A 24045-nucleotide genomic window follows, 5' to 3' on the forward strand; every position below is an offset into this window, starting at 1 on the left:
TAGCTTAATGCGTTAATTCGATGGCTTGTGTTATCGGTGCGATAAGTCACTCCTCAACGCGCTTCCAGATCCTGCCAACAGTGGATGTCGGCATGCCCAAAATGTCCGAAGCCTGCTTCTGAGTCAGTCCGTGTGCGCGGCAGCGGAGCACCGCGCTGACCTTCTCAGGCGAGGTGCGTTGACCTGGCAGTCGGGGTATCAAGGCACCGCCTACAAACTGCGCCGGCAATCCCTCCAAAACCCCCAGATCTTTCAGCTTCTTGATCTCTTTGTTGAGGTACTTGAGAAAGTCATCGGGGGACTGCTGCATTTCAAAACTGGCCGCAACGGCGAGGAGGGCCAGCGGCTCAACATCTAAGTGCTCAGCGAGAATTTCCAATGTGTCGAGGGTCACGCTGGCCTTCGCATGCTCCAAGTTATACACGTGCTTGGCATCCACTTGGCCATGGAAATCCTCTTTCGCCAGGCCACGGGCCGACCGAACGAGGCGGATGACTGCTGCCAACGGATCTCTCAACGGCATTACAAATCCCCAAAGCTGAGGATAAAGCCATATTGATCAATCCCAATCCATGGAATATAGTCCCCGTACTGGGATTATCACTTGGCCACGGCGTTCACATGGATCGTCATTTGCTGGGATGAACCTGATCCAGATGCATGCAATCCGTGCTGATCTTTCCCTTGCGTCTCTAATCGGCTAGCCCGAAATGTGTAAGCGGTGAGACGGCTATCAATATATCGCTTAATCGAAGATGCCTGTTCACCATGAAGCTCCGAATTTACTCAGACCTGCACAACGAATTTGCTGTCTTCGACGCACCAGCCGTCGCCGCGGATCTGGTCATCCTGGCGGGCGATATCCACACGAAGGCTAGAGGCGTTGCTTGGGCTGGTGAGACCTTTTCCTGCCCAGTGATTTACATCTGCGGTAACCACGAATTCTATGGTGGCCACATCGACTACACGCTCCAAAAAATGAAGGAAGCCGCCTTACCACATGTCCACGTCTTGGAAAACGAGGTGTTTGTTTGGAATCAAACAAGGTTCCTCTGCGCCACCGCCTGGACTGATTTCTCCGCCACAGGAAATACCGTGGCAGCTGCCCAAACCGCATTGGAACGGATGAATGATTTCAGTGTGATCCGTATTGATGACAGCTTCCGCAAGCTGCGCCCCTGTGACCTGATCAACCGAAATCATGCAACGCACGACTGGCTTGCCCATGAACTGGATAAACCTTTCGACGGCAAAACAGTTGTCGTGACGCATTACGCACCTGTGCCCGAAGTGGTCGGGGATAAGCATGAGGGGGATCTAATCGCTGCTTACACCAACAGCTGGCATGTGCTTCTGGAAAAAGCAGATCTCTGGGTGTTTGGTCATACGCATCGCGCCGTCGACGTCCAGCTAGGCCGGTGTCGTGTGGTTTCTAACCCTCGCGGCTACCCACGGGAAGACATTGGTTTTAATCCTAGTCTGGTGGTCGGCCTTTGATGATTGCGGTCAGAGGTCATGCGCCCACTGAGTGCGCCTTCAAACCGGTGAAACGGTTCCGGCACATATCGACCCTGTCTACATCCAATGCTGTGAACACGCCGGTCGGTGTCCGATTTTTTCATGATATGCGAACTTTGAATGATGCATAAAAAAGACCAAACACGACCCTTGCTGACTCAGATGAACTCCTTAGGCGCAGCAGCATGAGTGAGGGAGACCTTAGCCCGTCGATTCCAGCAGCAGTCGTCATGGCAATGGCGATGGCGATGGATTTCGGTATGCCCATCACAGCGTATTTGCTTGCAGCCGTCGACAGCCCTCCAATACTGATGGGGACAGTTTATGGCGACACAACGGGGCGCTTTCGCGAAGGCGCCAGCATCCGCACGTCAAGGATTACAAGCGTCGACTTCGTCAATGGCTATGCAATATGTCAAACCATTGCAGGAAGTCGGTACTTGATAGTCAGTTGGGCGCCCGGCGGCAACAACCTCTATATGAATCGGATTTATCACTGAGCCATCCGCAAATGCGGATACGCATCGCACAAAAGCTTCGGGTTATCCAGGTGGTAACGGGATCGGGAAAATGGTTCTTTGCCTGGTACCCGCGGCAAGAGTTGAAGCGAGATTATGAATACAAGAGTTACGAATGCAGACCTTCTGGGCGATTTACTGTTCGGCTCAGCACGCCCTCTAGGAGGCTCAAAACTTGGCGACGATGAGTTGATCGAATTGGCCGCCGATACCTTCAGGGAAAAGCCTTTTTGCATCGTCAGACATTGGATGGTTTTGGATGTGATGCTCCCAGAATTTCAGGAGCGAGAAATCAAAGCGCAGGGGCTTGAGGCAAGACTTTTATACGCCCAATCCGCGGTGTTCGACAGCCAGAACAAGTACCAGCCTGGCGATCGGATCGTAAGCGGATATCAACGTGATTTTGACGGTTGCTTTTTTGAAAGTAACGACACGATCTTCATCCTGGCAGGCCGAGGGGCGCGCAAGCATGCGAGCTTTCCCGCTGTCCAGGCACTATCTGTGTATTAGTAAGTGAGCACAAAATCCAATGATTGAAGATCTGCTGCCTGTCCTGCGTGATCGTTACCCAACGTTTTTCTGCAGCGCGCCTCTTCGCGAAATCGGATGCCTGCCAGGTTGGCTGGATTTAATCGATGAGCTTTGTCGCACGATGAAAACTTACATGGATGCTCACCCTGAGCTGCCGTCGATTCAGGTGCGTCAGGTCAAGGAAAAATTCGGGGGGTTACGCTTCTACTATTCCGGGGGTGATGCGGCGTGCCGTGAAATGGTTACTTTTGCAGAGCAGCGGTCAATGTCGATCTGCGAGATTTGCGGGCAAGCTGGGACTTTGGGAGGGGAGCGGTGGGTCAGCGTACGATGCCTCGATCACGTCAACTGGTCACCTTCCAGCGATTGCGCATGAACCACGGAAAGCTCCTTTTTGAATTCATGAAAACGGACATTTGGGTCACTGTGAATTTGCCCTCGCCAGGCATTGAACTTCACGATGTCGTTCGGCGCCGTATGCCTTTTCCCTCCTTTCAGTTTCTAGCCGAGATGTTGTGTATCGATGAAGAGCTGCTTGGTAAGCACATGGGTATTTCTTCCGAACTCATGTCGAGCGCGACGACTATAGGATTTTTTCCTTTGTGCGAGAGCCGACGCCTGTATGGATTGATTGTTGCTCTACAGGCGTCCTACGAACTGTTCGAAGGCGATGTCCAGGCAGCCGGGGCTTTCTTACGCACGCCGTTGCGTTGTTTTAACTCAAAGGCTCCTTTGGAAATGCTCATTTCGGAGGAGGGCGCGAGCGCCGTGATCGATCTGATCGGACAGCTCGAACACGGCGTGCTCACCTGATCGGTTTCCTTTTTACGCGCTGACAAAAACGACGCCGAATGGGGAGCCTCTTGAAAGAATATTGCGGGGTAGTCCAGATGCTGACTTTGTTGAGCGCTGACGTTTTTCACCGGCCCGAACGGTTGCAGCCGTTTCACTAAGGGTGATCGGTCAACATGCCATGCAGAGCCACGTATAAGGGGGAGGGGATGTATAGGGAGCGTGATATGGCCATTTGGAGGTCTGTGTATGAGAAATTTGGCGTCACGACATTTGTTAGCCTTATTGAAGCGGCGCTCGACAGCTACAAGCCTATACCTAGGGTTGATTGGCCGACTCGAGTTACCGTATCCGAACTCGGGTTACCGTGCGTTCAGGTATTGCAAAACGTAGTGAGTAGTCGAGATTTATATGCCAGCATCTCAGAAGATTACATCGAGATCGGATCCCGTCTGACAAATCATCTGTCTCATCAACTGCAATGGCATCTCGTGGTCAATGACTTGGCCACTGAGCACATGAAGGAGGATCTATTGGTCAGAGATTTAGGGCTGTAACGGGCTTACTTGCTGACGCATCGCCGTACTTTCGAGACGATCCTTTTGACGCGTGTCATTTACTACAGCCCGCACCTTGAGGCTCGGGTACAGCAGTCTTGCTCTACCAAACCAGGTCAGCTTCCCGGACTCATTTTTTGTGTGCGACAGGCTGGTGGAGAGGAGGGGGGGTAGTCGACGTCGCCAACCAAGAGAAATTACGCGAGACGGTGAGCCGCTAAATGCTCCATGTCTCGAATCCAGACCCTTAGGAATCGACGCCAATCATGAGCATAGCTACCTTGCGAAAAACGCTCGGCGAGCGCATTAGCTGCTTCGAATCTCGTTCGCCAGACTTCAGGGATGTCCTGGTCTAAAACGATCAAGAAATGGTGGCCATCGCAGCTTTCATACGGGGTTTCTGGAACTGAGTCTCTCAACTCCTCAATCGTCATTAACTGAAATTCCTCATGAGGTTGTTCGAGATCCTGCCGTTCAATTTCATCGAGAATTCTCAGCTGAGGTTTTGCGCGGTCATCGCCGGGTCGCAATTCCTCCAGATCCCACAAAGCCGCCCGCCGTGCACGCTCACGATGCCAAAGGCTTTTCAAATCGATCGCCATCAAGTTTTCCTTAGTGCGTTCACATTCCGCGCTAACGCGTATCGGCAGGAGTGGATTCAAGTTCAGCCCCCACCTTCCTGGACAACCCGGACGTTTCTACGGGAAGCGCAATTGTACGCTGTTAGGCGTTTAAATCTGAATGCACGCATCGCACACTCTTGAAGCAAAAAGAAAACCGGAGCGTCGTGAATTCTTGCTGGGCAGTGTCAACAAAAATATTTTTTCAGATTGCCCCTTGAAAATTTTTTTCAGCGACGGATCTTTATTATTTGAGGACAATAAAAAAGCAGAGATCTCAGCGCCCCTCCTTCCACCGATCCTGCAGGGGAAACGGTGTTGGTTTTTGCTTTGCCATGCTTCTGTTTTTGTCCTTTTTTCTTGCGGTGAGTCCCGCTGACGCTGATGTACGACTGCCCTGTGGGCATAGCAAAATCGCCCCTTTGCGGCGTAAGCCGCTGCTTTCCAGTTTGATTTCAAACAACGAGCAATTTTTTAAAAAAATACTCGTGCCTGACAACTTTCACATCAGGAGAAGTCCGCATAGGAACTGGAGAGAACAGATGGAACAAGACATCGAGTTAGAGGTTTGGCGCCTGGCGCAGCAGACATGTGATAAGGCGGCGTTTGTGCGATTGATTGAAAAGGCAGTCGACAGTTTCAAGAGAAATCCTGGTTACGATCCTCTCCTGCGGTTACACATCTCAGGGATTGGCGAGCAGGGCATCAGGGTGTTGCGCGACGTGATGACACGTCGTGATCTCTATTCAGGCCAATCTGCCAGCTACGTCGAGCTCAGGTCTCGTCTGAGAATGCACTTGCGCGACCAATTGCAATTGCACCTTATGAAGGCCGGAATTGCGACTGATGAAATGAAAGATGACCAGTTGAGTCGAGATTTGGGGCTGTAGGAAGCTACGTGTCGGTATGCTCGGTAGCGTTTTATCTGTCTTAGTTTCTTGGCCGTGATTGAGTTGCCGTACCCGACCGACGATGTTCGATGTATGACCAAGGCAGCAGTGGATGCTGTTGATCGAGTATTCCGACTAGGGGCAAGTACAGCAGACTAGTGTAGTCCTGCTCAACCTTTGCCGGAACGGTGAGTTCACCGATGACCTGTTTTCCATGTCTATCAATGTTAAACGGCCTCAGTCAAACTCTCACCCTCATATCTAATGACGCTCAGTTTTCGGGTCGTGTTTGCCATTTAACTTTTAAGCACTTTCACGCTCGATCACAAGACACTCGAGTAGATTTATCCGCTGCACCTCGTGCTTCACCGGTAGCACTCCCAGGCTTTCCAGTACTCGCGTCGCCGCTATTACACCGATCTCAAGTGCCGGTGGTTTGATGGTGCTCAAGCTCGGCAGCAGCATTTCAGCAAACGGGTAATCTCCAAACCCAAGCACAGCGCAGTCTCCGGGGATGTTCAGCCCCGTTCGTTGCCCAGCCAGCAATCCGCCGGCCGCGAGGTTGTCGTTGGCGAAGATGATTGCGTCCGGCGGGGAGGGGGCCTGCATGAGTGATTCCATCGCCTTTTTTCCGGCTTCAAACGGCGCTAGACCAACCTCCGGTGCAAATACCCACGGTTCCAGTCCCAACTCACGAACACACGTGATGTAGCCATCGCGGCGCTCCAACGCACTGTAATCACCGGCGGCACTATTCTGCACAAAGGCAATTCGCCGATAGCCTTTTCCATGCAGGTAACGTGCGGCTGTAACTCCTACGTCAAAGTGCGAAAACCCAATCTGCATCGGCCCGCGCTCGGGTTGGTAGTCCCAGGTTTCTATCACCGGGATATCCGCCTCAGCGATCATTTTTTCGGTGCCCACGCTATGAAAGTGACTGGTCAGTACGAGCGCCGCCGGCGACCAACCGAGAAACGCACGCACCGCGCTTTCTTCCTGATCGGCGCTGAAATAGCTCGACGCCAAAAGCAGCTGGTAACCGTTGCGACTGAGCGTGTCGCTGAAACCCTGAATAGTGTTGGCAAAGATCGGCCCGGATATGTTCGGAATCACCATGCCGACGATTTTGCCACGGGCAGAGGCCAACCCTCCGGCAACCAGGTTTGGCACGTAGCCCAACTCAGCGACCACGGCAGCAATGCGCTCGCGCCGCTCAGGCGATACCTGCTCCGGCTGGTTGAAAAAGCGCGACACAGTGATGGCCGAGACCCCGGCCTGTCGCGCCACGGTATTGAGTGTCACGCGACCTGCACCGCGGCGCTTACGGGGTTTGTCGTCGTTCAATGCGCAATCCTTGTTTAAAACAAAAGTGCATATAAAAGTAATTTTTCAGTATTTGACGATCTATATGGCAGTTGCCGATACTGATGATGTTAGCGCTAACAAAGCGTTCTGTCTGCTACTCGCTCGAGCGAATGCCCAAGACACATTCAAGGCGCTGTCCGTCGCAGAACGGCAGCGGTTCAGGGCACACATTCGAGCGGTCAGACCATGCACATTTTTCCTCGAGCAACAAAGAACTTGGCGCATTCGATTCGCGCTGCGAGCTGGCTATTCACCGGCCTAGCGGCGTTGCCACTTCCCAATGCATTTGCCGCCGACTCTGGCGATCAGGAGCTAACGCTGCAAGCCGTTACGGTTACCGCCACCCGTCGCGAAGAATCGTTGCAAAAAGTCCCGGTAGCCGTGTCGGTGATCGAAGGCGAACAGCTGGAACGCGACAACCGTAACAGCGTGGCCAGCATCGTCCAGCAAGTACCCTCGCTGAATTTTCGCACCGGTGCCTCGAACAAGGACACGTCGTTGTTCGTGCGTGGCGTGGGGACGATATCCACTTCGCCTGGCGTTGAACCGACCGTGGCTACGGTGATCGATGGCGTGGTTTACGCACGCCCAGGTCAGACGACCCTTGACCTGCTCGATCTGGAGCGGATCGAAGTCCTGCGTGGCCCGCAAGGCACGCTGTTTGGCAAGAACGCTTCCGCCGGCGTACTCAACATCACCAGCCGGGCACCGACCGCCGAGACTCACGGTTACATCGATCAGTCGAACTACAGTGGCAACGAAAACCGTACCCGTTTCGGTCTCGGTGGCAGTCTGATCCCAGACACCTTGAAGGGCTCGATCACCACCTTGTTTGGCACCTATGACGGCAACGTCGATAACGAGCACAACGGTCAGGAGGTCAATGGGTATAACCATAAAGGCGCGCGCGGCAAATTGGAGTTCACGCCCAACGATGACCTCAAGTTCACCTTCATTGCGGACTACATGCAGTCCCACGACGATGCACCGAATGGTGTGGTCAGCCAATCGCTGACGCCGGCTTTTGCCAATGCGTTGAGTCCGGTGCAGGCGTCCAGCCACAACCGCAAGATCAATACTGACACGCGCTCTCACGTCGATGACATCAACAAAGGCCTGTCCGGCCAACTCGACTGGTACCTGGGCGATTACACCTTGACCTCGATCACCGCCTGGCGCGGTTGGGATAACACCCAATATCAGGATGGTGATCGTCTGAGTACTATCACGGCGGCATTTCCAGGCTCCGCGGACATAGGTGATCTGGCGTTCGATCAATACTCGCAGGAGCTTCGCTTGGCTTCACCGAAGGGCGAGTTCCTGGAGTACGTGGGTGGCCTGTTCTATATGCACGGCAAGGACGATGAAACCTATCAGCGCACGTTGACCACACCCACAAGCGTCAACCGTGGTGTTGCCGATTACAGCACCACCAACGATAGCTATGCAGTGTTCGGTGAAAGCACGCTGAACTTCACATCGGTCTTTCGCGGCATCGCTGGTCTGCGCTGGACGCATGACGATCTGGAATACGATCACAGCCGAGTTTCCACTTCGCAGACCGCCGTCACTGGCATACAACCGGGCACCAGCAGTTCGGGGGCAGTGGACGAAGATGGCTGGTCTGGTCGGCTTGGCCTGCAGTACGACCTGACCGATACAGTCACCACTTATCTGACCTATTCGCGTGGCTACAAAGGCCCGGCCTACAACGTATTCTTCAACATGCAGCCACGTGACACCGACGCGCTGAAGCCAGAAACGTCCAACAACTGGGAACTGGGCATCAAGGCCACATCCTGGAACAATCGCCTGACCACGAACGTCGCTGTATTCCACAGCGAATACGACAATTACCAGGCCAACTTTTTCGACACCGTCGCCGGGCAAGTGGTTACCCGCCTAATCAACGCCGGCAGTGTCAGCACCGAGGGCGTCGAACTCGATTACGCCTTGCAGGCCACTCAGCAACTGAAGTTTTCCGGTGCGCTGGCGTACACCCATGCACGCATCGACCAATTCTCCTGCCCGGCAGGCGCAGCAGCGTCGTGCAACGTCGACGGCAAACCGTTGCCGTACACCCCAGATTGGAAAAGCTATGTGCGCGCCGACTATAGCATCCCACTGGATAACGGCCTGGATATCGAACTCGGCACCGACTACAGCTGGCAGAGTGAAGTGCAGTACGACATTAGCCAGAATCCTGACACCAAACAGGGCGCCTACGGGATCTGGAATGCCAGCGTCGCGCTGGCCGATTACAACAACGGTTGGCGCGTGGCGCTGCTCGGCAAAAACCTCGCAGACAAGTCCTATTCTCCAATGCTGGCCACTGGCGGCAACTACATCTATCGCGCTGTGCCACGGGACGACGAACGCTACTTTGGTGTGCAACTGCGCAAGGATTTCTGACCATGGCTCGTCAACTCAAACTCGGGGCATTTCTGATGGCGACCGGGCACCACGTCGCCGCCTGGCGGCACCCCGATGTGCCGGCCAACGCCGGGCTGGATTTCGCCCACTACAAGCGGCTGGCGCAGATTGCCGAAGCGGCGAAGTTCGACGCGTTGTTCGTCGCCGACAGTGTTGCCGCGCCCGTCGGTGAGAGCGCCAGCCACATGGCGCGCTCGGATGGCTTCGAGCCGCTGACGCTGCTGTCGGCCCTGAGCGCCGTCACCGAGCACATCGGCCTAATTGCCACGGCCACCACCAGCTACAACGAGCCGTACCACGTGGCGCGCAAATTCGCTTCGCTGGATCACCTGTCCGGCGGGCGCGCGGGGTGGAACTTGGTGACCTCGGACAACGCTGCCGAAGCGCAAAATTTCGGCCGGGAAGAGCACATTAAGCACGCTGAACGCTACAGCCGCGCCCGCGAGTTTTATCAGGTTGTCACGGGGCTGTGGGACAGCTGGGAAGACGACGCTTTTACCCGCGACAAGACTAGCGGCGCCTATTACGACCCAGCCAAATTACATGTGCTGGATCACGTGGGTGAACACTTCCGGGTCAAGGGCCCGTTGAACGTCGCGCGCCCCCCGCAGGGACATCCGGTGATTGTGCAGGCCGGCTCTTCCGAAGTCGGCCGCGATCTAGCTGCGCAAACGGCGGAGCTGGTATTCACAGCACAAACATCGTTGGCCAATGCCCAAGCGTTTTATGCCGACCTCAAGGGGCGCCTCGCTCAGTATGGACGCAGCGCCGATTCGCTGAAAATCATGCCCGGGGTTTTCGTGGTGGTCGGATCGACCGAAGAGCAAGCGCTGGAAAAATTCGAATCCTTTCAGCGCCTGGTCGAACCCGAAGTGGGTGTCGCTTTACTGGGCCGCATGCTGGGCAACTTCGATCTGTCTAAATATCCGCTGGACGGGCCGTTGCCGGAGTTGGCGATCACCGACAGCGGTCAGCAGAGTCGGCAGAAATTGCTCACGGAGCTGGCAGGTCGGGAAAACCTGAGCCTCGCCGAACTGGGCATAAAAATCGCCGGCGGTCGCGGACATTACAGCCTGGTGGGAACACCGGTGCAGATCGCCGACCGACTGCAGGAATGGTTCGAACAAGGCGCGGCCGATGGATTTAACGTACTGGTGCCGCACCTTCCTGGCGGCCTGGAAGATTTCGCCAACGAAGTAGTCCCGGAGCTGCAACGTCGCGGACTTTTTAGAACAGAGTACGAAGGCCGTACTTTGCGCCAGAACCTGGGGCTGGCCAGACCTTCAAACAAATTTATTAACCTCGACACCCATTCTAAACAGCAGGAGAGGGCCCGGTGACTTATATCGCAGCCAAAAACCGCTACGACTCTATCCCTTATCGCCGCGTAGGTCGCAGCGGCTTGGTGCTGCCGGCTTTGTCTCTTGGCCTGTGGCACAACTTCGGCGACAGCACACCGATCGACACCCAACGTGCATTGCTGCGCACAGCGTTCGACCTTGGCATCAACCATTTCGACCTGGCCAACAACTATGGCCCACCGTACGGCAGCGCCGAGATCAACTTCGGGCGTTTGCTGCGCGAAGACTTCAAGCATTACCGCGATGAGCTGATCATCTCCAGCAAGGCTGGTTGGGACATGTGGCCAGGCCCTTACGGGCAGGGCGGTGGTTCGCGTAAATACGTGCTGGCCAGCCTCGACCAGAGCCTGCAACGCCTTGGGCTGGACTACGTGGACATCTTTTACTCGCACCGTTTCGACCCGGACACCCCACTGGAAGAAACTGCCAGCGCCCTGGCTACTGCAGTGCAGCAGGGCAAGGCTCTCTACATCGGCATTTCGTCTTATTCCGGAGTAAAAACCCGGGAAATGGCCGCGCTGCTCAAGGAGTGGAAAATCCCGTTGTTGATCCATCAGCCGGCTTACAACCTGCTCAATCGTTGGGTTGAAAAAGACCTGCTGGACACCACCGATGAGCTCGGCACCGGTGTGATTGCCTTCACGCCCCTGGCTCAGGGATTGTTGACCGACAAGTACCTCAACGGCGTGCCGGCGGATGCGCGGGTCAATCGTCCGGGCGGTGGTTCGTTGCAAGCATCGCACTTGTCCGAGGCCAACATCGCCCACGTGCGTGCTCTCAATGAGATTGCCAAGCGACGAGGTCAGAGCCTGGCGCAACTGGCGTTGGCCTGGACTCTGCGTGATCCGCGGGTGACGTCAGCGCTAATCGGAGCGAGCCGCCCAGAGCAGATCATCGAGAACGTAGAAGCGTTGAAGAATCTGAGTTTCAGTGCAGAGGAATTGGCGGAGATTGATCGGTTTGCTCAGGAGGGTGGGATCAATCTTTGGGAAAGGCCGTCGACTGCCGAATAAATTTGAGCCCAACTCAGGCGTTCTCCCGGACTTTAAGCAGCGAGACAAAGATGACATTTCTAAAGGTTTTTGTTACGGGGCTAGCCCTGTTTAGTCTGACAAACTCAGTAATGGCAGCAGACCCTGTAACGCTGAGAATTGGCTACCAGAAAGGCTCGATTTCCTTATTACTCGCTAAAGAGTACGGGCTTTTGGAGAAGCGCTTTCCTCAGACTGCAGTGCAGTGGATTGAATTTCCTGCCGGCCCGCAGATGCTGGAAGCGATGAACGTCAATGCGCTGGACATTGGCTCCACCGGGGACATCCCGCCGCTGTTCGCTCAAGCGGCGGGAGCTGATTTAGTCTATGTCGGAACGGAGCCGCCAAAACCGCAAGCGGAAACCATACTGGTACGCGCTGACAGTCCGCTAAAAGACATTGCCGACCTGAAAGGAAAAAAGGTGGCATTTCAGCGAGGATCCAGTTCACACAACCTGATTCTGAGGGCATTGAATAAGGCAGGTTTGAGCTACCAGGACATCCAGCCAATGAACTTGCCTCCCGCTAATGCGCGTGCTGCCTTCGAACAAGGCAGCGTCGATGCCTGGGCAATTTGGGAGCCTTACTCCTCGCTGGCCTTAAGTCAGGGCAATGTTCGCGTGCTTGCCAACGGCGAAGGTTTGAATCTGTCAGGCCCTGTGTACACAGCACGGCGCGCCTACGCGCAAGCCAATGGCTCTTTTGTCCACGCACTGCTCGATGAGCTTACTGCCGCCGAAGGGCTGACTCGCAGCCAGCGGGAACAAAGCCTGAGCGTGGTGAAAAAATACATGGGGCTGCCCGACGGTGTGATTGCCAGCTACCTCGATAATCGTCCACCTTCTCCAATATTGCCCATTGACGAAAATATCATCAATGCGCAGCAAATGACGGCCGATCTATTCTATCAAAACAAGCTTTTGCCCAAGAAAATAGACGTGCGTAATGCGGTATGGAACGAGTCCAATTAAGCACAGGTATCCATAAACATAAATGCACTGAGGTGCCGCGCTTCTACAGTTCGTTTTCCCCAGCTTATTTTTCTGTTGGTGTACTGGAGTTTGCGGCACTCAATTAGAGGTACCAGTCGGCATAGGGTTTATTGGCGACCTGATATCTATTTAAATCAGGACTGCCATCGTCCCACCAAACAGGCCCGCGCTCACCTAGCTCCACCTTGGCCTTTTGAACCTTTGCCCTCGCCGACGACAATTGCCCATGATCGCCGGAAGCCTTAGCTGCCTTTCCTCACGTCGAGCTGCCATCAGCTCATCGACGCCGCTGTCGAACATCCTCACTCAGCGATGGGTTGGTGCATAGCCACAGCTGCCCTTTGACTACAAAGTAGCGACCGTCAGGTGTGGTCGGATACATGTCGGGAACGCCTTGTTTTTCCAATTGCCGTGGCTTGGCTCGTACTAGACCGCAAATGGCGCCACCAGAACGGTTCTCAGGTGGCAGCGCTTGGGGCGTCTGACAGAGGCATCTTCGGGTATTCGCCTTGGCACTTCAAAGGCTGTTAGCGCCAAACAGATGATTCAGTGATGTGCTTAGCAGCTAAGGCTATACAAGACCGACAAACGAAAGAATAACGAGGACGATCACAACTGCCCCGACGATGTAGATAATATTGTTCATGAAAACCACCTCTCTATCTCAACAGGATTGCGTCACTGATGTGTCATAATACAAATGACACCTCGCTCCCAGCTCCGTTCCGCGAGTCAGTCTCAGAGGTGGCGCCATCGCACTAATGCTCCCTATTCGCGATTATTCAAACATTCTCTTGTCGCCACTTCATGCACATCGCTGTTTTGGTGTACTGTTAGGAGACTAATTACATAGAGATTGCCCATGTCTAAGCTTGCAGAATTTCGTCAGTTGGAAAAACACCTCGCCGAGCAACTTGAGGCTCTTGAAGCCTTGAAGGGCGATGCTGGCCTGAAGAAAGAAATTGAATTTGAAACAAAGCTGCGCGCTTTGCTCGCCGAGTACGGCTACAGCCTACCGAACGTGATCAACTTGCTTGATCCACAATCTGGCCGCCGTCGTGCTCCAGCTGTCGAGTCCAAAACTGGCAGCCGTAAGCCACGCCAAGTGAAGGTCTACAAAAACCCACACACCGGCGAAGTCGTGGAAACCAAAGGCGGCAATCACAAAACTTTGAAAGAATGGAAAGCGGAATACGGCTCCGATACTGTCGAGTCCTGGCTGACCAAATGAATTTGGTTTGAGTACAAAAGGGCCCTTCGAGGGCCTTTTTTGTTAAACACGATGTACTATCGTAATGGCTTTTTGCCGTGATCGATATGTTCTGGGATATGCTGGCAGCGTAAAGCATCTTTCTGAAATTTAATCGGTTGATTCAGTCATTACCGGTGATTGGATCTCCGTTCATCAACATGAATTTCACGGTGCTCATGACGCCGGAGTGACCTGACCTAATGCAATTTTTCACACGGAGAATTCCAGAATGGCAGCGCATCATAAAGAGAAACACTCAATAGACAATATTGGTTGGCTGCGCGCTGCCGTATTGGGGGCCAATGACGGAATCGTTTCAACTTCAAGTCTGATTCTGGGCGTAGCCGCCTCTCACGCAACTCACAACAGCATCCTTATAGCGGGTGTCTCTGCTCTCGTCGCCGGTGCTATGTCGATGGCTACCGGAGAGTACGTTTCCGTGCAGTCCCAAGCCGACACGGAAGCGGCTGCCCTAGAGGCGGAGCGAATTCAGATTCAGGAAAATCCGAAGGGCGAGAATCGTGAACTGACAGGGATTTATGTTGAGCGAGGACTTGAGGTGCCGCTTGCAAAAGAAGTCGCGACTAAACTAATGGATCACGACGCCTTGGGGGCGCATGCCCGAGATGAGTTGGGAATCACCGATGCGATGAGTGCAAAGCCATTACAGGCTGCTCTTGCATCTGCGCTAAGCTTTGCCGTAGGTGCGGCACTACCATTACTCGTGGTCGTAGTAGTTCCACAAGAACATCTCATCCCAGTCATCGTCGTCGCGTCGTTGGTCTTCCTTGCTATCCTTGGCGGCTTGGCGGCCAAGGTCGGCGGGGCGAATATTAAAAATGGGGTTTTACGTGTGACTTTTTGGAGTGCGCTTTCGATGGCGGTGGCAGCAGGAGTCGGTACCCTGTTGGGAACCACAGTATAAAACCCGGAGCGGGTTCCAGAATTAAATTCTTGATGGTGAGAGTGGGCCTTTATACAAGGATGGAACAGGGTTTATATATTTGAACGCAAGAGAAAAGCAGCGCTGCCCTGAGATATGTGGCTTGGGGTTAGCGACCAGTTAAACATTGAGAGTGGGATGGAGTGAGGGTGTTAAATCCAGTCCGGGATACGACTAAAGCCCCTAATATTTGAGGCTTCAATCGACACGAATCTGTTGGGTGACCCGCGGTAAGTGAATGCGGCTTAATGCCCAGCGGGCGAAAAATGAGAGTCCCCACTTACATCGATTTGACCGAGACTACTTCCACAAACCTGAATTTTTTTCTGGCCGTCTTTGTAGCTTCTTGTTCTGCAACTAGGGAGCTCAGCGTATCGGCCTCATGCACCATCTCGTGCATCTCGCCTTCAAATTCGTTTCCCACACGGAGCGTAACTCTCAATCTAGGGGTGAAGCCTTTTGAGACTGCCTTTTTCTTCGCTGCCTTCACCGGTTGGACGATCACAACATCCGGGACTGTGTCCTGCACGTCTGAGTTAATTGCCGGCGCAGAGGGCTCAGAATCACCGAAAAGCGCCCGGCGCATCTCATCTTCCATCAATTCCGTATTCATACCATTTCTCAGAAGGGTGTTATCTATAACCTGATCGATTCTATCAGGAAGGCCGGACTCTGTAGTAAAGCGTCGTTGGGTCTGACCTGAAGTGACAAAGGCCTGCAGAGCAGATACCGGCGAGCGTCAGCATCTGTCCATCTGCCGCCTATCATGGCGGTCAGCTGTCGGCGAGTCTCAGCCAAAGACGAGATGAGCTAGGCTTCCGGCATCATTCCTCAAGGACGACCGCCATGCCAGATTACTCAGACTGCAAGATCGCCACGGCGGACGCTCTGACATTGCTCCTCCACAACCAGCACGCCTTAAGTGCAGCTATAGAAGAAATAACCAATTGGCTCTCAGAAAATGGGGTAGGCAGTGTCGCCGCTGATGCGATGTCGGCCATGGAAACGCTGGACACTAATGCTCAAGCCATCACAGATTCCATTTTGAGCATACGCGAGTCATAAATTACTCAGCGCAAGACTGCCCTCTGATTTGAATGGCCCCCGATTTTGTAGACACATTGACTGGCGGCTATGGGACGATTCTGTTGAAAAAGTCGGATTTTCAGATCGCCTGAACTCAGGCACGACCACCACTGGAGAACCTACTCACTACATTGAGTGGTTTTTCGGCCCTTCGTTGACCTTTTCGGCTCTGTTATTGGGTTAGTTTGAGGTTTTTTGCTTGGTGCAGGCGCACCTATCCCGTGACTGGTGGCCCTTGCGATGAAAACTTGGCCAGCCGTCGCAGGTTTTGCACCGCAGCGGCCAGCGTGAATTCATCAGTCGCGCCACTCATGCCACGTAGTCGCAAGCGATCCAATTTCAGGATGCGCTTGAGGTGGGCAAACAACATTTCGACCTTTTTACGTTCGTGGCGAGAGCGCTGATACGCCGGCGTTGCTGCAATGCGCCGAGCCACATCCCGAGCGGCTTCATGGACGCTGCGGGCGATCTTGCGAAACGCAGTGTTCGGGCAGCACTTGGCTTTCATCGGACACGTCGCGCAGTCGGTCTGTCTGGATCGGAAGATGATGGTGTTGGCTTTGGTGACGTGCGAACGCTCATTCTTGAAGGCTCGCCATTCGCTGCGCAATGGGTTGCCGGCCGGGCAGCGGTATTCCTCAGCCTCTTCATTCCAGTGGAAATCGTTGCTCGAAAAACTGTCGTTCTTGCGCTCGGTTTTGTCCCACACCGGCACATGTGGCTCGATGTCTTTTTCCTCCACCATCCAGGCCAGCATCGGCGCGGTACCGTAAGCGGTGTCGCCAATGAGGCGTTCCGGCTTGATGTCGAACTGCGCTTCGACCCGATCGATCATCGTCTTGGTGCTCTCGACTTCTGCGGTTCGATGAGCCGGTGTGGGTTCCACATCCATGATCACGCCGTGCTCGGTATCGATCAGATAATTCGTGGAGTAAGCGTAGAAAGCTGGGCCGCCTGAAGCAGCGGTCCAGCGGGCTTGAGGATCCGTCAGCGACAGGCGCTTTGGTAGCGTTTCGGCCAGAGCCTCTTCATCGAGCCCCTCAAGGTACTCACGCACGGCGCGGGTGCTCAGGGATGGATCGCTCCAGTTGACCGGTTCATCTCCCGGTACGCCGCGCTGCCGACTCGCATCCGCTTTGATGATGCTGGCGTCCACGGCAAAGCCTTCGCCCTTGACCAGACCGGCGTCCATGCAGCGACGCAGCACTTCATTGAACAACCAGCGAAACAGATCACTGTCCCGAAAACGGCCGTGTCGATTTTTGGAAAAGGTCGAGTGGTTGGGGATTTCGTCTTCAAGGCTCAACCGGCAGAACCAGCGATACGCCAGGTTCAAATGGGCCTCTTCGCACAACCGCCGCTCTGAGCGAATGCCGTAGCAATAGCCGACGATCAGCATGCGGATCATCAGTTCGGGATCAATCGACGGACGCCCAATCGGGCTATAGAAATCGGCGAGGTAATGGCGCAGGTTGCTCAGATCGAGACATTGATCAATGCTGCGCAGAAGGTGATTGGCTGGAATGTGATCTTCAAGGTTGAACGAGTAAAACAGCCGCTCCTGCCCACTCGATAACTGTCCCATCATGCTGCGTGCTTCCCTGCTGGCCAATGCAGAGATTTTGCCGCAGGCCAGACAGGAGAGCTACTTTTTCAACAGAATCGGCCGATTTCTGCCGGTCACGACGAGCCGAAATCGACCTGTAGCAAGCGCTTGGCGCTACCTGCAAACCATGAATCTGGCCTATGGAGGCGGCTTGATCCAGTGACGGTGTACGCGCATCTTCGTGATGCAAGTATTGGCGCCTCACCCGGGAACCGGCGGGAACTCACCATAACTTCCATGTGTAATCGACATTCACCCGCAGCTCATTGTCATCCCGATGGCTGGCCTGGGCGCTGAAGTCGTTGCGGTACCAGGCGTTGCGCACCCGCAGGGCCAGGCCTTTGAGAGGCGTGCCCTGAAGCACATAGTTCAGTTCGATGTCCTTTTCGCTTTCTTTCAGGTTGCTGCCGCCCAACTTGGGCAACTCGATATTATCGCCGCTAACGTAGCGCAGCACGCCATTGAGTCCGGGCAGACCCAGGGCGACAAAGTTGTAGTCATAGCGCACCTGCCAGCTGCGCTCCTTGGGATTCAGAAAGTCGGAGCTCAGGGAGCCCTCGGTGATCACCAACGGCTCGGTGCCGAACAGGTACGGCATGCCTGTCTTGCCGCTCAGTTGCATGTAGCCGGCGCCGAATTTGTGGGCTCCCAGGCTGTACGTCAGCATCAGGGCGGCGTTGCGGTTGTCCACTGTGCCTGCTTTGGCCGCGCCGTCCTCACCCGTGACAAACAGGCGGAAGTCGCTTTTCAGGCTGCCGGGGCCCATCGGCCGATTGTCGACAAAGCCATAGAAGTCCTTGCGGTACAGGTCCGCGAGTTCTGCGTGGTAGTACTTCAGCGTCAGTTGCGGTGACCAGGCGTAGTCGCCTCCGAGGAATGAAAAGCGGTCGGACTCAGCCGCACCCTTGAAGCGCCCGTTGGGCGAGGCCACCGACATTTTCTGGTAGTCGGTGGAGTCACGTAGGTTGATGCGGTCGAGCCAGCCGACGTGCAGGGTCAGCTTGTCGACTTCCTGGGACTTGAGGTACGCGCCGCGAAACGTCTGTGGCAGCAGGCGAGTAGGGCTGGCGAAAGCGATCGGAAGGAACGTGCTGATGGTGCCCAATTGCAGCTCGCTTTTCGACGCCCTGACTTTGGCCGTCAGGCCCAGCTCCGAATATTCATCGGCCGGCTCACGGGTGGTGCCGCTAAACGGTAGCAGGCCGGTACCGGTGCGAGCGCGTGAGGAATCCAGGCGCACACCCAGCAAACCTTGAGCATCAAGGCCGAACCCCACCGGCCCTTCCGTAAAACCGGAACGCACATTGAGAATGAAGCCCTGCGCCCATTCGCGGGCGGCGGCCTGAGGCGTGGCATTCACGTAATTGCGGTCAAAGTAATAGTTGCGCATCACCAGATCGGCGTGGCTGTCGTCGACAAAGCCGCTGGCGCAAGCCTGACCAAGGGATAAAACGCAGGCGCAGGCGCTAAGCGCCCCAAGAGAATTCCTGAGCATGGCAGTGTTCACTTTTATTGTTGTTGGAATAAGCCCGCGCCCATAGCGACGCGGGGTGTAACGGGTAGAAAGTCAGTCGGCTTGCGAGCCGTTGCGCCGCACTGACAGGTAAAACATCGCCAGCGCCGCTATGACAATCCCCGGTGCCGAGGCCAACATCACCCCGGTGGTGCCGGTGCCCAAGGCGAGCATCTTGCCGGCCACCAACGGGCCGCTCATGGCGCCCAATCGGCCGATGGCGACCGCGCAGCCGACACCTGTCGCACGCACGGACGGACGATAGAAATGCGGTGCCAGGGCATACAGCACGCATTGCCCGCCCGTGGCGAAAAAGCCGGCAACGAACCCGGCCACCAGCATGCTCTGCAGCTGACTGGCCAGACCCAGGGCGGTCAGAGAAGCAAGAATGCCGAGATAGATCAGCGCCGACAGCGCCCAGGCCGGCAAGCGGTCCATGACCCAGCCCAGCAGCAAGGTGCCGGACGCTGCGCCAATTTGCAGCGCCAGCATCACCCAGCTGGCCTGGGTACCGCTGAAGCCCTGGCCGATCAACAGGCTGGGCAGCCAATTGATCAGGATGTAGACCACCATGAGCGTGAAGAAGTAGCTGACCCAGATCATCGCGGTCGGCACTGCCGCGCCCTCACGAAACAGGCCCCGGACCACGCCGACCGGAGCGACGTTCTGGCCGCGCTGGAGAAACTGTGCCGACTCGGGCAGATAAAGTGCCAACAGCGGCACAATCAACAGCGGCACCACTCCGCCGACATAGAACACCACTTGCCAGCCACCGGCCAGATCGGCGATGCCAATAGTAGCTGCGAGCGCAGCACCCAACGGCACGCCGCAATACATCAGGCTAACGGCTGTGCCACGCAGGCGCGGGCTCGCCACTTCACTGCTCAGGGCGATCAGGTTAGGCAGCGCGGCGCCCAGGCCCACGCCCGTGAGGCAGCGGGCAACCAACAGGCTGTTGAAGTCCCAAGCCATGGCGGTGACCAGCGAGAACAGCCCGAACAGGGCTACCGACACCATCAGCACGCGTTTGCGACCGATACGATCAGCCAGCAAGCCGCCTAGGAAGGCACCGGGCAGCAAGCCGAAAATGCCGGCGCTGAAGACCCAGCCCATGTGTAATTTATCCAGTTGGAAAGCCGCCGCCATACCTTGGGCGGCGATCCCCGAGGCTTGCAGGTCCAGGCCTTCCATCAGGGCGACGAGGAAACACAGACCGATGGTCCGCGCCATGTGTAACGGTGTTATCACGTTTAGCGATGTCATATGGAATACCCGTTTTATTTTTGTAGTGGGCAAAGCAAACCCGTCCGGCCGCTGCGTGGGCGACCAGCCGGGGGTGATGCACGGTTCAGCGTTTGAGCAGATCCAGCGCCACGTCGACGATCATGTCTTCCTGACCACCGACCATCCGGCGCTTGCCCAGCTCGACGAGGATGTCGAGGGTCTTGAGGCCGTACTTGGTAGCGGCGATTTCGGCGTGGCGCAGGAAGCTCGAGTAAACCCCGGCATAACCCAGCGCCAGGGTTTCGCGGTCGACCCGCACCGGCCGGTCCTGCAACGGACGCACGATGTCGTCAGCGGCGTCCATCAGCGTGTACAGGTCGGTCCCGTGGTTCCAGCCCAGGCGTTCGGCGGCGGCGATGAACACTTCCAGCGGGGCATTGCCGGCCCCGGCGCCCATGCCGGCAAGGCTGGCGTCGATGCGGTCGCAGCCTTCCTCGACCGCGGTGATCGAGTTGGCCACGCCCAGGCTCAGGTTGTGGTGCGCGTGCATGCCGGTTTCGGTTTCCGGCTTGAGCACGGCTTTGAACGCGCGGAAACGGTCGCGGATGTCCTGCATGTTCATCGCGCCACCGGAGTCGGCCATGTACACGCAGGTGGCCCCGTAGCTTTCCATCAACTTCGCCTGAGCGGCCAACTGCTCGGCCGGGATCATGTGGCTCATCATCAGGAAACCGACGGTATCCATACCCAGCTCGCGAGCGTATTCGATGTGCTGTTTCGAGACGTCGGCTTCGGTGCAATGGGTGGCGATGCGCACCACCCGGGCCCCGGCGTTGTAGGCCGCTTTCAGGTCATGCACCGTGCCGATACCGGGCAGCAGCAACGTGTTGATTTTGGCGTGGCTGATGACATCGGCCGCCGCTTCGATCCATTCCAGATCGGTGTGCGCCGCGAAGCCGTAGTTGAAGCTCGAGCCTTGCAGGCCGTCACCATGGGCGACCTCAATCGAGTCGACCTTGGCCTTGTCCAGGGCGCGGGCGATGTCCTGCACATTCTGGATCGAATATTGGTGGCGAATTGCGTGGCTGCCATCGCGCAGGGTCACGTCGGAGATATAGAGTTTTTTGCCAGGATTAAAAGTCATGTCAGTCTCCTCAGGCGTTCAGCATCGACTGCGCCATACGCTCGGCGGTGGCCAAGGCAGCGGAGGTCATGATGTCGAGATTGCCGGCGTAAGCCGGCAGGTAATGGGCGGCGCCTTCGACTTCGAGGAACACCGAGGTCTTGAGCCCGGAGAACGTGCCCAGGCCCGGAATGTGCAGCGGCGCCTCTTCGGGAATGACGTCGAACTGCACCCATTGCTTGAGACGATAGCCGGGCACGTAGGCCTGCACAGCGGTCGCCATCTCCAGGATGGACGCTTCGATTTGGGCCTGATCGGCCGCCTCGGACAGCACAAACACCGTATCGCGCATCATCAGTGGTGGCTCGGCCGGGTTCATCACAATGATCGCCTTACCCTTGGCTGCGCCGCCGATCACTTCGATGGCTTTGGAGGTGGTTTCGGTGAACTCGTCGATGTTGGCACGAGTGCCAGGGCCAGCAGATTTGCTGGCAATCGAGGCGACGATTTCGGCGTAGTGCACCTTGGCCACGCGCGACACGGCCGCGACCATCGGGATGGTTGCCTGGCCGCCACAAGTGACCATGTTGACGTTGAGCTGGTTGAGGTTCTGCTCCAGGTTGACCACCGGCACGCAATATGGACCGATGGCTGCCGGGGTCAGGTCGATCAAGCGGATGCCGGGTTTGATCGAGCGCAGGAAGGCGTCGTTCTTGACGTGGGCACCGGCCGAGGTGGCATCGAACACGAAGTCGATGTCCTTGAACGCGTCCAGGCGAGTCAGGCCTTCAACGCCTTCGTGGGTGGTGGCCACGCCCATGCGCTGGGCACGGGCCAGGCCATCGGAGGCCGGGTCGATGCCGACCATGACGGCCATTTCCAGGTGTTTGGCGTTGCGCAGGATCTTGATCATCAGGTCGGTGCCGATGTTGCCGGAACCGATGATGGCGACTTTGAGTTTGTTCATTGTTGATGCCTCATTTGCACGCAAATCGCCGATCACTCGGCAGTGAAGTCCACACCAACCCGGCCAAGGCCTTCGATCTCGGCCTCGAAACGATCACCGGCAGCGACCGGCACCATCGGACCGAGTGCGCCGGTGAGAATGATGTCGCCCGCCCGCAGCGGATCACCCAGGCGAGCCATGGTGCAGGCCAGCCACACGGCCGCATTGAGTGGATGACCGAGGCATTCGGCGCCACTGCCGCTGGACACTTCTTCGCCATTGCGGGTCATGCGCATGCTGGCCTGGCGCAGGTCGAGCCCATCGATACGTCGAGCCGGGCCACCCAATACAAAGCAGCCACTGGAGGCGTTGTCAGCCACGGTATCGACGAAGCGGATGTTCCAGTTCTGCACCCGGCTACCAACGATTTCCAGTGCCGGGACGACCCAGCCGGTGGCCGCCATCACATCGGCGAACGTGGTGTCGGCGCGGGGCAGATCGCGGTCGAGGATCAAGGCTATTTCCGCCTCGATCTTCGGTTGCAGCACACGATCTACGGGCACGCTTTCGTTGTCGCCGTAGCACATGTCGGCGAACAGGGTGCCGAAGTCCGGCTGGTCGACGCCCAACTGCGCCTGCACCTTGGGATTGGTCAGGCCGATCTTGCGCCCGACTACACGTCGGCCGCTGGCCACGCCGTGGGCGACGTTGAGCCGCTGGATGGTGTAAGCGGCCTCGGCGTTGTCTTCGCCGATCTGCTCGCGCAGGGGCGCAATGGCTTCGTTGCGGGCTTCGGCCTGACGCAGGTCGGCGGCGAGCTGTTCCAGGGTGTCTTGAATAGGGTTCATGTCAGCCTCGGTGATCAGTGGGTCAGGAAGTCCAGGACCATGCGGTTGAAGGTCTCGGCGTGTTCCCACTGGGCCCAGTGGCCGCAGCGATTGAACACATGCAGTTGTGCCTGGGGTAGGCCGGCCAGCAGGCGCAGGCCGGTGTCCATGGGCACGAAGCGATCTTCGCGGCCCCAGACGAGCAGCGTCTGGGCGGTGATTTCGTGCAGGCGGTGGCTGAAGTCCGGGAATTGCTTGGGATTGAGGGTGCTGCTCTTGACGAAATTTTCCAGGTGATCGCGGCGCGCCAGGATGTTGTCCAGGCGGGTCTGGAATAACTCTTCGGTCAGACTGCTGGCGTCGAAGACGAAGACGTTCATCATCTTCTTCAGGTTTTCAATGGTCGGTTCGCGGTACAGCGCGCCGATCAGCTTGATGCCTTCGGTAGGTTGCGGCACGAAGGCGCTTGGGCCGCCGGTGCCGCCGCCCATCAGTATCAGTTTGCCGATGCGCTCAGGGTAGGCGAGGGCGAAGGCTACGGTGCTGTGGGCGCCCATGGAGTTGCCGATGATGTGCACACGGTCCAGATCCAGCGCATCAACCAGCCCCTTGAGGGCACGGGCGTTGAGGTCTGAGCGCGAGCTGTCGCAAACAATCGGGTCACTTTTGCTCCAGCCCGGGCAATCCATCAGGATCACGCGGAAACCGGCGGTAACCAACGGTTCGATGTTGCGATGGAAATTGGCCCAACCGCTGGCACCGGGTCCGGAACCGTGGAGCATGACCACGGTTTCGGCTCCCTGACCCACGTCGTTGTAATGCAGTCGCAGCTTCAACTCGCCTTCGCTGATGTCGACAAAACGGCTGGTAGAGGCTTCGGTGAAAGCTGGCGCAGTGGCAGTCATGGCAGTGTTCCT

Annotated in this window: 26 protein-coding genes and 1 pseudogene; 15 read left to right on the forward strand and 12 right to left on the reverse strand. The window is 56.4% G+C overall.

The window, feature by feature from the left end; genetic code table 11:
* Positions 1-46: 46 nt before the first annotated feature.
* Positions 47-523, reverse strand: a complete 477-nt coding sequence (locus ACA049_RS14665; protein WP_497336559.1) for a helix-turn-helix domain-containing protein — start codon at positions 521-523, stop codon at positions 47-49.
* 245 nt (positions 524-768) lie between these two features.
* Between ACA049_RS14665 and ACA049_RS14670 the strand changes: the two genes are divergently transcribed.
* The 5 genes from ACA049_RS14670 to ACA049_RS14690 all read left to right on the forward strand — a co-directional run bounded on the left by ACA049_RS14670 (position 769) and on the right by ACA049_RS14690 (position 3380).
* A complete protein-coding gene (locus tag ACA049_RS14670) occupies positions 769-1497 on the forward strand; it encodes a metallophosphoesterase family protein (protein WP_497336561.1) in 729 nt (242 codons plus the stop codon).
* A gap of 206 nt (positions 1498-1703) precedes the next feature.
* Complete coding sequence (locus tag ACA049_RS14675) at positions 1704-2018, forward strand: hypothetical protein (RefSeq protein ID WP_497336563.1); 315 nt, start codon at positions 1704-1706, stop codon at positions 2016-2018.
* 114 nt (positions 2019-2132) lie between these two features.
* Complete coding sequence (locus ACA049_RS14680) at positions 2133-2546, forward strand: DUF6957 family protein (protein WP_497336565.1); 414 nt, start codon at positions 2133-2135, stop codon at positions 2544-2546.
* 19 nt (positions 2547-2565) lie between these two features.
* Positions 2566-2943: a hypothetical protein gene (locus tag ACA049_RS14685; protein WP_497336567.1), complete on the forward strand. Its 378-nt coding sequence runs from the start codon at positions 2566-2568 to the stop codon at positions 2941-2943.
* Positions 2940-3380: an antitoxin Xre/MbcA/ParS toxin-binding domain-containing protein gene (locus tag ACA049_RS14690; protein ID WP_497336569.1), complete on the forward strand. Its 441-nt coding sequence runs from the start codon at positions 2940-2942 to the stop codon at positions 3378-3380. The genes ACA049_RS14685 and ACA049_RS14690 overlap by 4 nt, the downstream gene beginning before the upstream one ends.
* 733 nt (positions 3381-4113) lie before the next feature.
* On the opposite strand, the gene ACA049_RS14695 is transcribed toward ACA049_RS14690, so the two are convergent.
* Complete coding sequence (locus ACA049_RS14695) at positions 4114-4518, reverse strand: hypothetical protein (protein WP_497336571.1); 405 nt, start codon at positions 4516-4518, stop codon at positions 4114-4116.
* Positions 4519-4657: 139 nt separating this feature from the next.
* Here ACA049_RS14695 and ACA049_RS14700 point away from each other — a divergent pair, with 139 nt between their 5' ends.
* Positions 4658-4915 (forward strand): hypothetical protein, encoded by a 258-nt coding sequence (locus tag ACA049_RS14700; protein WP_497336573.1) that lies wholly within the window; start codon positions 4658-4660, stop codon positions 4913-4915.
* A gap of 163 nt (positions 4916-5078) precedes the next feature.
* On the forward strand, positions 5079-5426 hold the full coding sequence (locus tag ACA049_RS14705; protein ID WP_497336575.1) for a hypothetical protein: 348 nt from the start codon (positions 5079-5081) through the stop codon (positions 5424-5426).
* A gap of 303 nt (positions 5427-5729) precedes the next feature.
* On the opposite strand, the gene ACA049_RS14710 is transcribed toward ACA049_RS14705, so the two are convergent.
* Positions 5730-6770, reverse strand: a complete 1041-nt coding sequence (locus tag ACA049_RS14710) for a LacI family DNA-binding transcriptional regulator (RefSeq protein WP_497336576.1) — start codon at positions 6768-6770, stop codon at positions 5730-5732.
* Positions 6771-6977: 207 nt separating this feature from the next.
* Between ACA049_RS14710 and ACA049_RS14715 the strand changes: the two genes are divergently transcribed.
* Genes ACA049_RS14715 through ACA049_RS14730 form a run of 4 tightly spaced genes read left to right on the forward strand, consistent with a single transcriptional unit; the run spans position 6978 to position 12587 of the window.
* Positions 6978-9203, forward strand: a complete 2226-nt coding sequence (locus ACA049_RS14715) for a TonB-dependent receptor (protein ID WP_497336578.1) — start codon at positions 6978-6980, stop codon at positions 9201-9203.
* A gap of 2 nt (positions 9204-9205) precedes the next feature.
* The gene (locus ACA049_RS14720; RefSeq protein WP_497336580.1) at positions 9206-10564 is read left to right on the forward strand and encodes an LLM class flavin-dependent oxidoreductase; all 1359 of its coding nucleotides are present in this window, start codon (positions 9206-9208) and stop codon (positions 10562-10564) included.
* Positions 10561-11598: an L-glyceraldehyde 3-phosphate reductase gene (gene mgrA / locus ACA049_RS14725; RefSeq protein ID WP_497336582.1), complete on the forward strand. Its 1038-nt coding sequence runs from the start codon at positions 10561-10563 to the stop codon at positions 11596-11598. The genes ACA049_RS14720 and mgrA overlap by 4 nt, the downstream gene beginning before the upstream one ends.
* 50 nt (positions 11599-11648) lie before the next feature.
* Positions 11649-12587, forward strand: coding sequence for a sulfonate ABC transporter substrate-binding protein (locus ACA049_RS14730; protein ID WP_497336584.1), 939 nt, complete (start codon positions 11649-11651; stop codon positions 12585-12587).
* A gap of 103 nt (positions 12588-12690) precedes the next feature.
* Here ACA049_RS14730 and ACA049_RS14735 read toward each other — a convergent pair.
* Positions 12691-12990, reverse strand: a pseudogene (locus ACA049_RS14735) (hypothetical protein).
* 480 nt (positions 12991-13470) lie between these two features.
* Between ACA049_RS14735 and ACA049_RS14740 the strand changes: the two are divergent.
* Together ACA049_RS14740 and ACA049_RS14745 are read left to right on the forward strand one after the other, a co-directional pair.
* On the forward strand, positions 13471-13839 hold the full coding sequence (locus tag ACA049_RS14740) for a histone-like nucleoid-structuring protein, MvaT/MvaU family (protein ID WP_497336586.1): 369 nt from the start codon (positions 13471-13473) through the stop codon (positions 13837-13839).
* Between the two features lie 250 nt (positions 13840-14089).
* The gene (locus ACA049_RS14745) at positions 14090-14785 is read left to right on the forward strand and encodes a VIT1/CCC1 transporter family protein (protein WP_497336588.1); all 696 of its coding nucleotides are present in this window, start codon (positions 14090-14092) and stop codon (positions 14783-14785) included.
* Positions 14786-15083: 298 nt separating this feature from the next.
* On the opposite strand, the gene ACA049_RS14750 is transcribed toward ACA049_RS14745, so the two are convergent.
* Entirely contained in the window at positions 15084-15416 is a 333-nt protein-coding gene (locus tag ACA049_RS14750) for a hypothetical protein (RefSeq protein ID WP_348124443.1), read from the reverse strand.
* A gap of 233 nt (positions 15417-15649) precedes the next feature.
* Here ACA049_RS14750 and ACA049_RS14755 point away from each other — a divergent pair, with 233 nt between their 5' ends.
* Complete coding sequence (locus tag ACA049_RS14755) at positions 15650-15868, forward strand: hypothetical protein (protein ID WP_497336590.1); 219 nt, start codon at positions 15650-15652, stop codon at positions 15866-15868.
* Between the two features lie 235 nt (positions 15869-16103).
* Here ACA049_RS14755 and ACA049_RS14760 read toward each other — a convergent pair whose 3' ends face one another.
* On the reverse strand, positions 16104-17477 hold the full coding sequence (locus tag ACA049_RS14760; protein WP_497336592.1) for a transposase: 1374 nt from the start codon (positions 17475-17477) through the stop codon (positions 16104-16106).
* Here ACA049_RS14760 and ACA049_RS14765 point away from each other — a divergent pair.
* Entirely contained in the window at positions 17476-17658 is a 183-nt protein-coding gene (locus tag ACA049_RS14765; protein ID WP_497336594.1) for a hypothetical protein, read from the forward strand. The two genes, ACA049_RS14760 and ACA049_RS14765, sit on opposite strands and share 2 nt — an antisense overlap.
* Before the next feature lie 60 nt (positions 17659-17718).
* Here the strand turns inward: ACA049_RS14765 and ACA049_RS14770 are convergent, their stop codons facing one another.
* The 6 genes from ACA049_RS14770 to ACA049_RS14795 all read right to left on the reverse strand — a co-directional run bounded on the left by ACA049_RS14770 (position 17719) and on the right by ACA049_RS14795 (position 24033).
* Positions 17719-18990, reverse strand: a complete 1272-nt coding sequence (locus ACA049_RS14770; protein WP_497336596.1) for an OprD family porin — start codon at positions 18988-18990, stop codon at positions 17719-17721.
* 72 nt (positions 18991-19062) lie between these two features.
* Positions 19063-20271, reverse strand: coding sequence for a 3-(3-hydroxy-phenyl)propionate transporter MhpT (gene mhpT / locus ACA049_RS14775; RefSeq protein ID WP_497336598.1), 1209 nt, complete (start codon positions 20269-20271; stop codon positions 19063-19065).
* Positions 20272-20356: 85 nt separating this feature from the next.
* Positions 20357-21376 (reverse strand): 4-hydroxy-2-oxovalerate aldolase, encoded by a 1020-nt coding sequence (gene dmpG / locus ACA049_RS14780; protein WP_497336600.1) that lies wholly within the window; start codon positions 21374-21376, stop codon positions 20357-20359.
* A gap of 10 nt (positions 21377-21386) precedes the next feature.
* Entirely contained in the window at positions 21387-22322 is a 936-nt protein-coding gene (locus ACA049_RS14785; RefSeq protein WP_497336602.1) for an acetaldehyde dehydrogenase (acetylating), read from the reverse strand.
* A gap of 32 nt (positions 22323-22354) precedes the next feature.
* Positions 22355-23149, reverse strand: coding sequence for a 2-keto-4-pentenoate hydratase (gene mhpD, locus ACA049_RS14790; protein ID WP_497336604.1), 795 nt, complete (start codon positions 23147-23149; stop codon positions 22355-22357).
* A gap of 14 nt (positions 23150-23163) precedes the next feature.
* Positions 23164-24033, reverse strand: a complete 870-nt coding sequence (locus ACA049_RS14795; protein WP_497336606.1) for an alpha/beta fold hydrolase — start codon at positions 24031-24033, stop codon at positions 23164-23166.
* Between the last annotated feature and the right edge of the window lie 12 nt (positions 24034-24045).

This window comes from Pseudomonas sp. LBUM1662, assembly GCF_059695915.1.

Excerpts from the sequence above, each read along its gene's own strand:
- mhpT (WP_497336598.1), bottom strand. The coding sequence starts at position 20,271 with ATGACATCGCTAAACGTGATAACACCGTTACACATGGCGCGGACCATC.
- ACA049_RS14665 (WP_497336559.1), bottom strand. The coding sequence starts at position 523 with ATGCCGTTGAGAGATCCGTTGGCAGCAGTCATCCGCCTCGTTCGGTCG.
- ACA049_RS14675 (WP_497336563.1), top strand. The coding sequence starts at position 1,704 with ATGAGTGAGGGAGACCTTAGCCCGTCGATTCCAGCAGCAGTCGTCATG.
- ACA049_RS14745 (WP_497336588.1), top strand. The coding sequence starts at position 14,090 with ATGGCAGCGCATCATAAAGAGAAACACTCAATAGACAATATTGGTTGG.
- ACA049_RS14730 (WP_497336584.1), top strand. The coding sequence starts at position 11,649 with ATGACATTTCTAAAGGTTTTTGTTACGGGGCTAGCCCTGTTTAGTCTG.
- ACA049_RS14670 (WP_497336561.1), top strand. The coding sequence starts at position 769 with ATGAAGCTCCGAATTTACTCAGACCTGCACAACGAATTTGCTGTCTTC.
- ACA049_RS14685 (WP_497336567.1), top strand. The coding sequence starts at position 2,566 with ATGATTGAAGATCTGCTGCCTGTCCTGCGTGATCGTTACCCAACGTTT.
- ACA049_RS14750 (WP_348124443.1), bottom strand. The coding sequence starts at position 15,416 with ATGAATACGGAATTGATGGAAGATGAGATGCGCCGGGCGCTTTTCGGT.
- ACA049_RS14680 (WP_497336565.1), top strand. The coding sequence starts at position 2,133 with ATGAATACAAGAGTTACGAATGCAGACCTTCTGGGCGATTTACTGTTC.
- ACA049_RS14715 (WP_497336578.1), top strand. The coding sequence starts at position 6,978 with ATGCACATTTTTCCTCGAGCAACAAAGAACTTGGCGCATTCGATTCGC.
- mhpD (WP_497336604.1), bottom strand. The coding sequence starts at position 23,149 with ATGAACCCTATTCAAGACACCCTGGAACAGCTCGCCGCCGACCTGCGT.
- ACA049_RS14765 (WP_497336594.1), top strand. The coding sequence starts at position 17,476 with ATGCTGCGTGCTTCCCTGCTGGCCAATGCAGAGATTTTGCCGCAGGCC.
- ACA049_RS14760 (WP_497336592.1), bottom strand. The coding sequence starts at position 17,477 with ATGATGGGACAGTTATCGAGTGGGCAGGAGCGGCTGTTTTACTCGTTC.
- ACA049_RS14785 (WP_497336602.1), bottom strand. The coding sequence starts at position 22,322 with ATGAACAAACTCAAAGTCGCCATCATCGGTTCCGGCAACATCGGCACC.
- dmpG (WP_497336600.1), bottom strand. The coding sequence starts at position 21,376 with ATGACTTTTAATCCTGGCAAAAAACTCTATATCTCCGACGTGACCCTG.
- ACA049_RS14705 (WP_497336575.1), top strand. The coding sequence starts at position 5,079 with ATGGAACAAGACATCGAGTTAGAGGTTTGGCGCCTGGCGCAGCAGACA.
- ACA049_RS14755 (WP_497336590.1), top strand. The coding sequence starts at position 15,650 with ATGCCAGATTACTCAGACTGCAAGATCGCCACGGCGGACGCTCTGACA.
- ACA049_RS14700 (WP_497336573.1), top strand. The coding sequence starts at position 4,658 with ATGCACGCATCGCACACTCTTGAAGCAAAAAGAAAACCGGAGCGTCGT.
- ACA049_RS14770 (WP_497336596.1), bottom strand. The coding sequence starts at position 18,990 with ATGCTCAGGAATTCTCTTGGGGCGCTTAGCGCCTGCGCCTGCGTTTTA.
- ACA049_RS14795 (WP_497336606.1), bottom strand. The coding sequence starts at position 24,033 with ATGACTGCCACTGCGCCAGCTTTCACCGAAGCCTCTACCAGCCGTTTT.
- ACA049_RS14690 (WP_497336569.1), top strand. The coding sequence starts at position 2,940 with ATGAACCACGGAAAGCTCCTTTTTGAATTCATGAAAACGGACATTTGG.
- ACA049_RS14720 (WP_497336580.1), top strand. The coding sequence starts at position 9,206 with ATGGCTCGTCAACTCAAACTCGGGGCATTTCTGATGGCGACCGGGCAC.
- ACA049_RS14695 (WP_497336571.1), bottom strand. The coding sequence starts at position 4,518 with ATGGCGATCGATTTGAAAAGCCTTTGGCATCGTGAGCGTGCACGGCGG.
- ACA049_RS14740 (WP_497336586.1), top strand. The coding sequence starts at position 13,471 with ATGTCTAAGCTTGCAGAATTTCGTCAGTTGGAAAAACACCTCGCCGAG.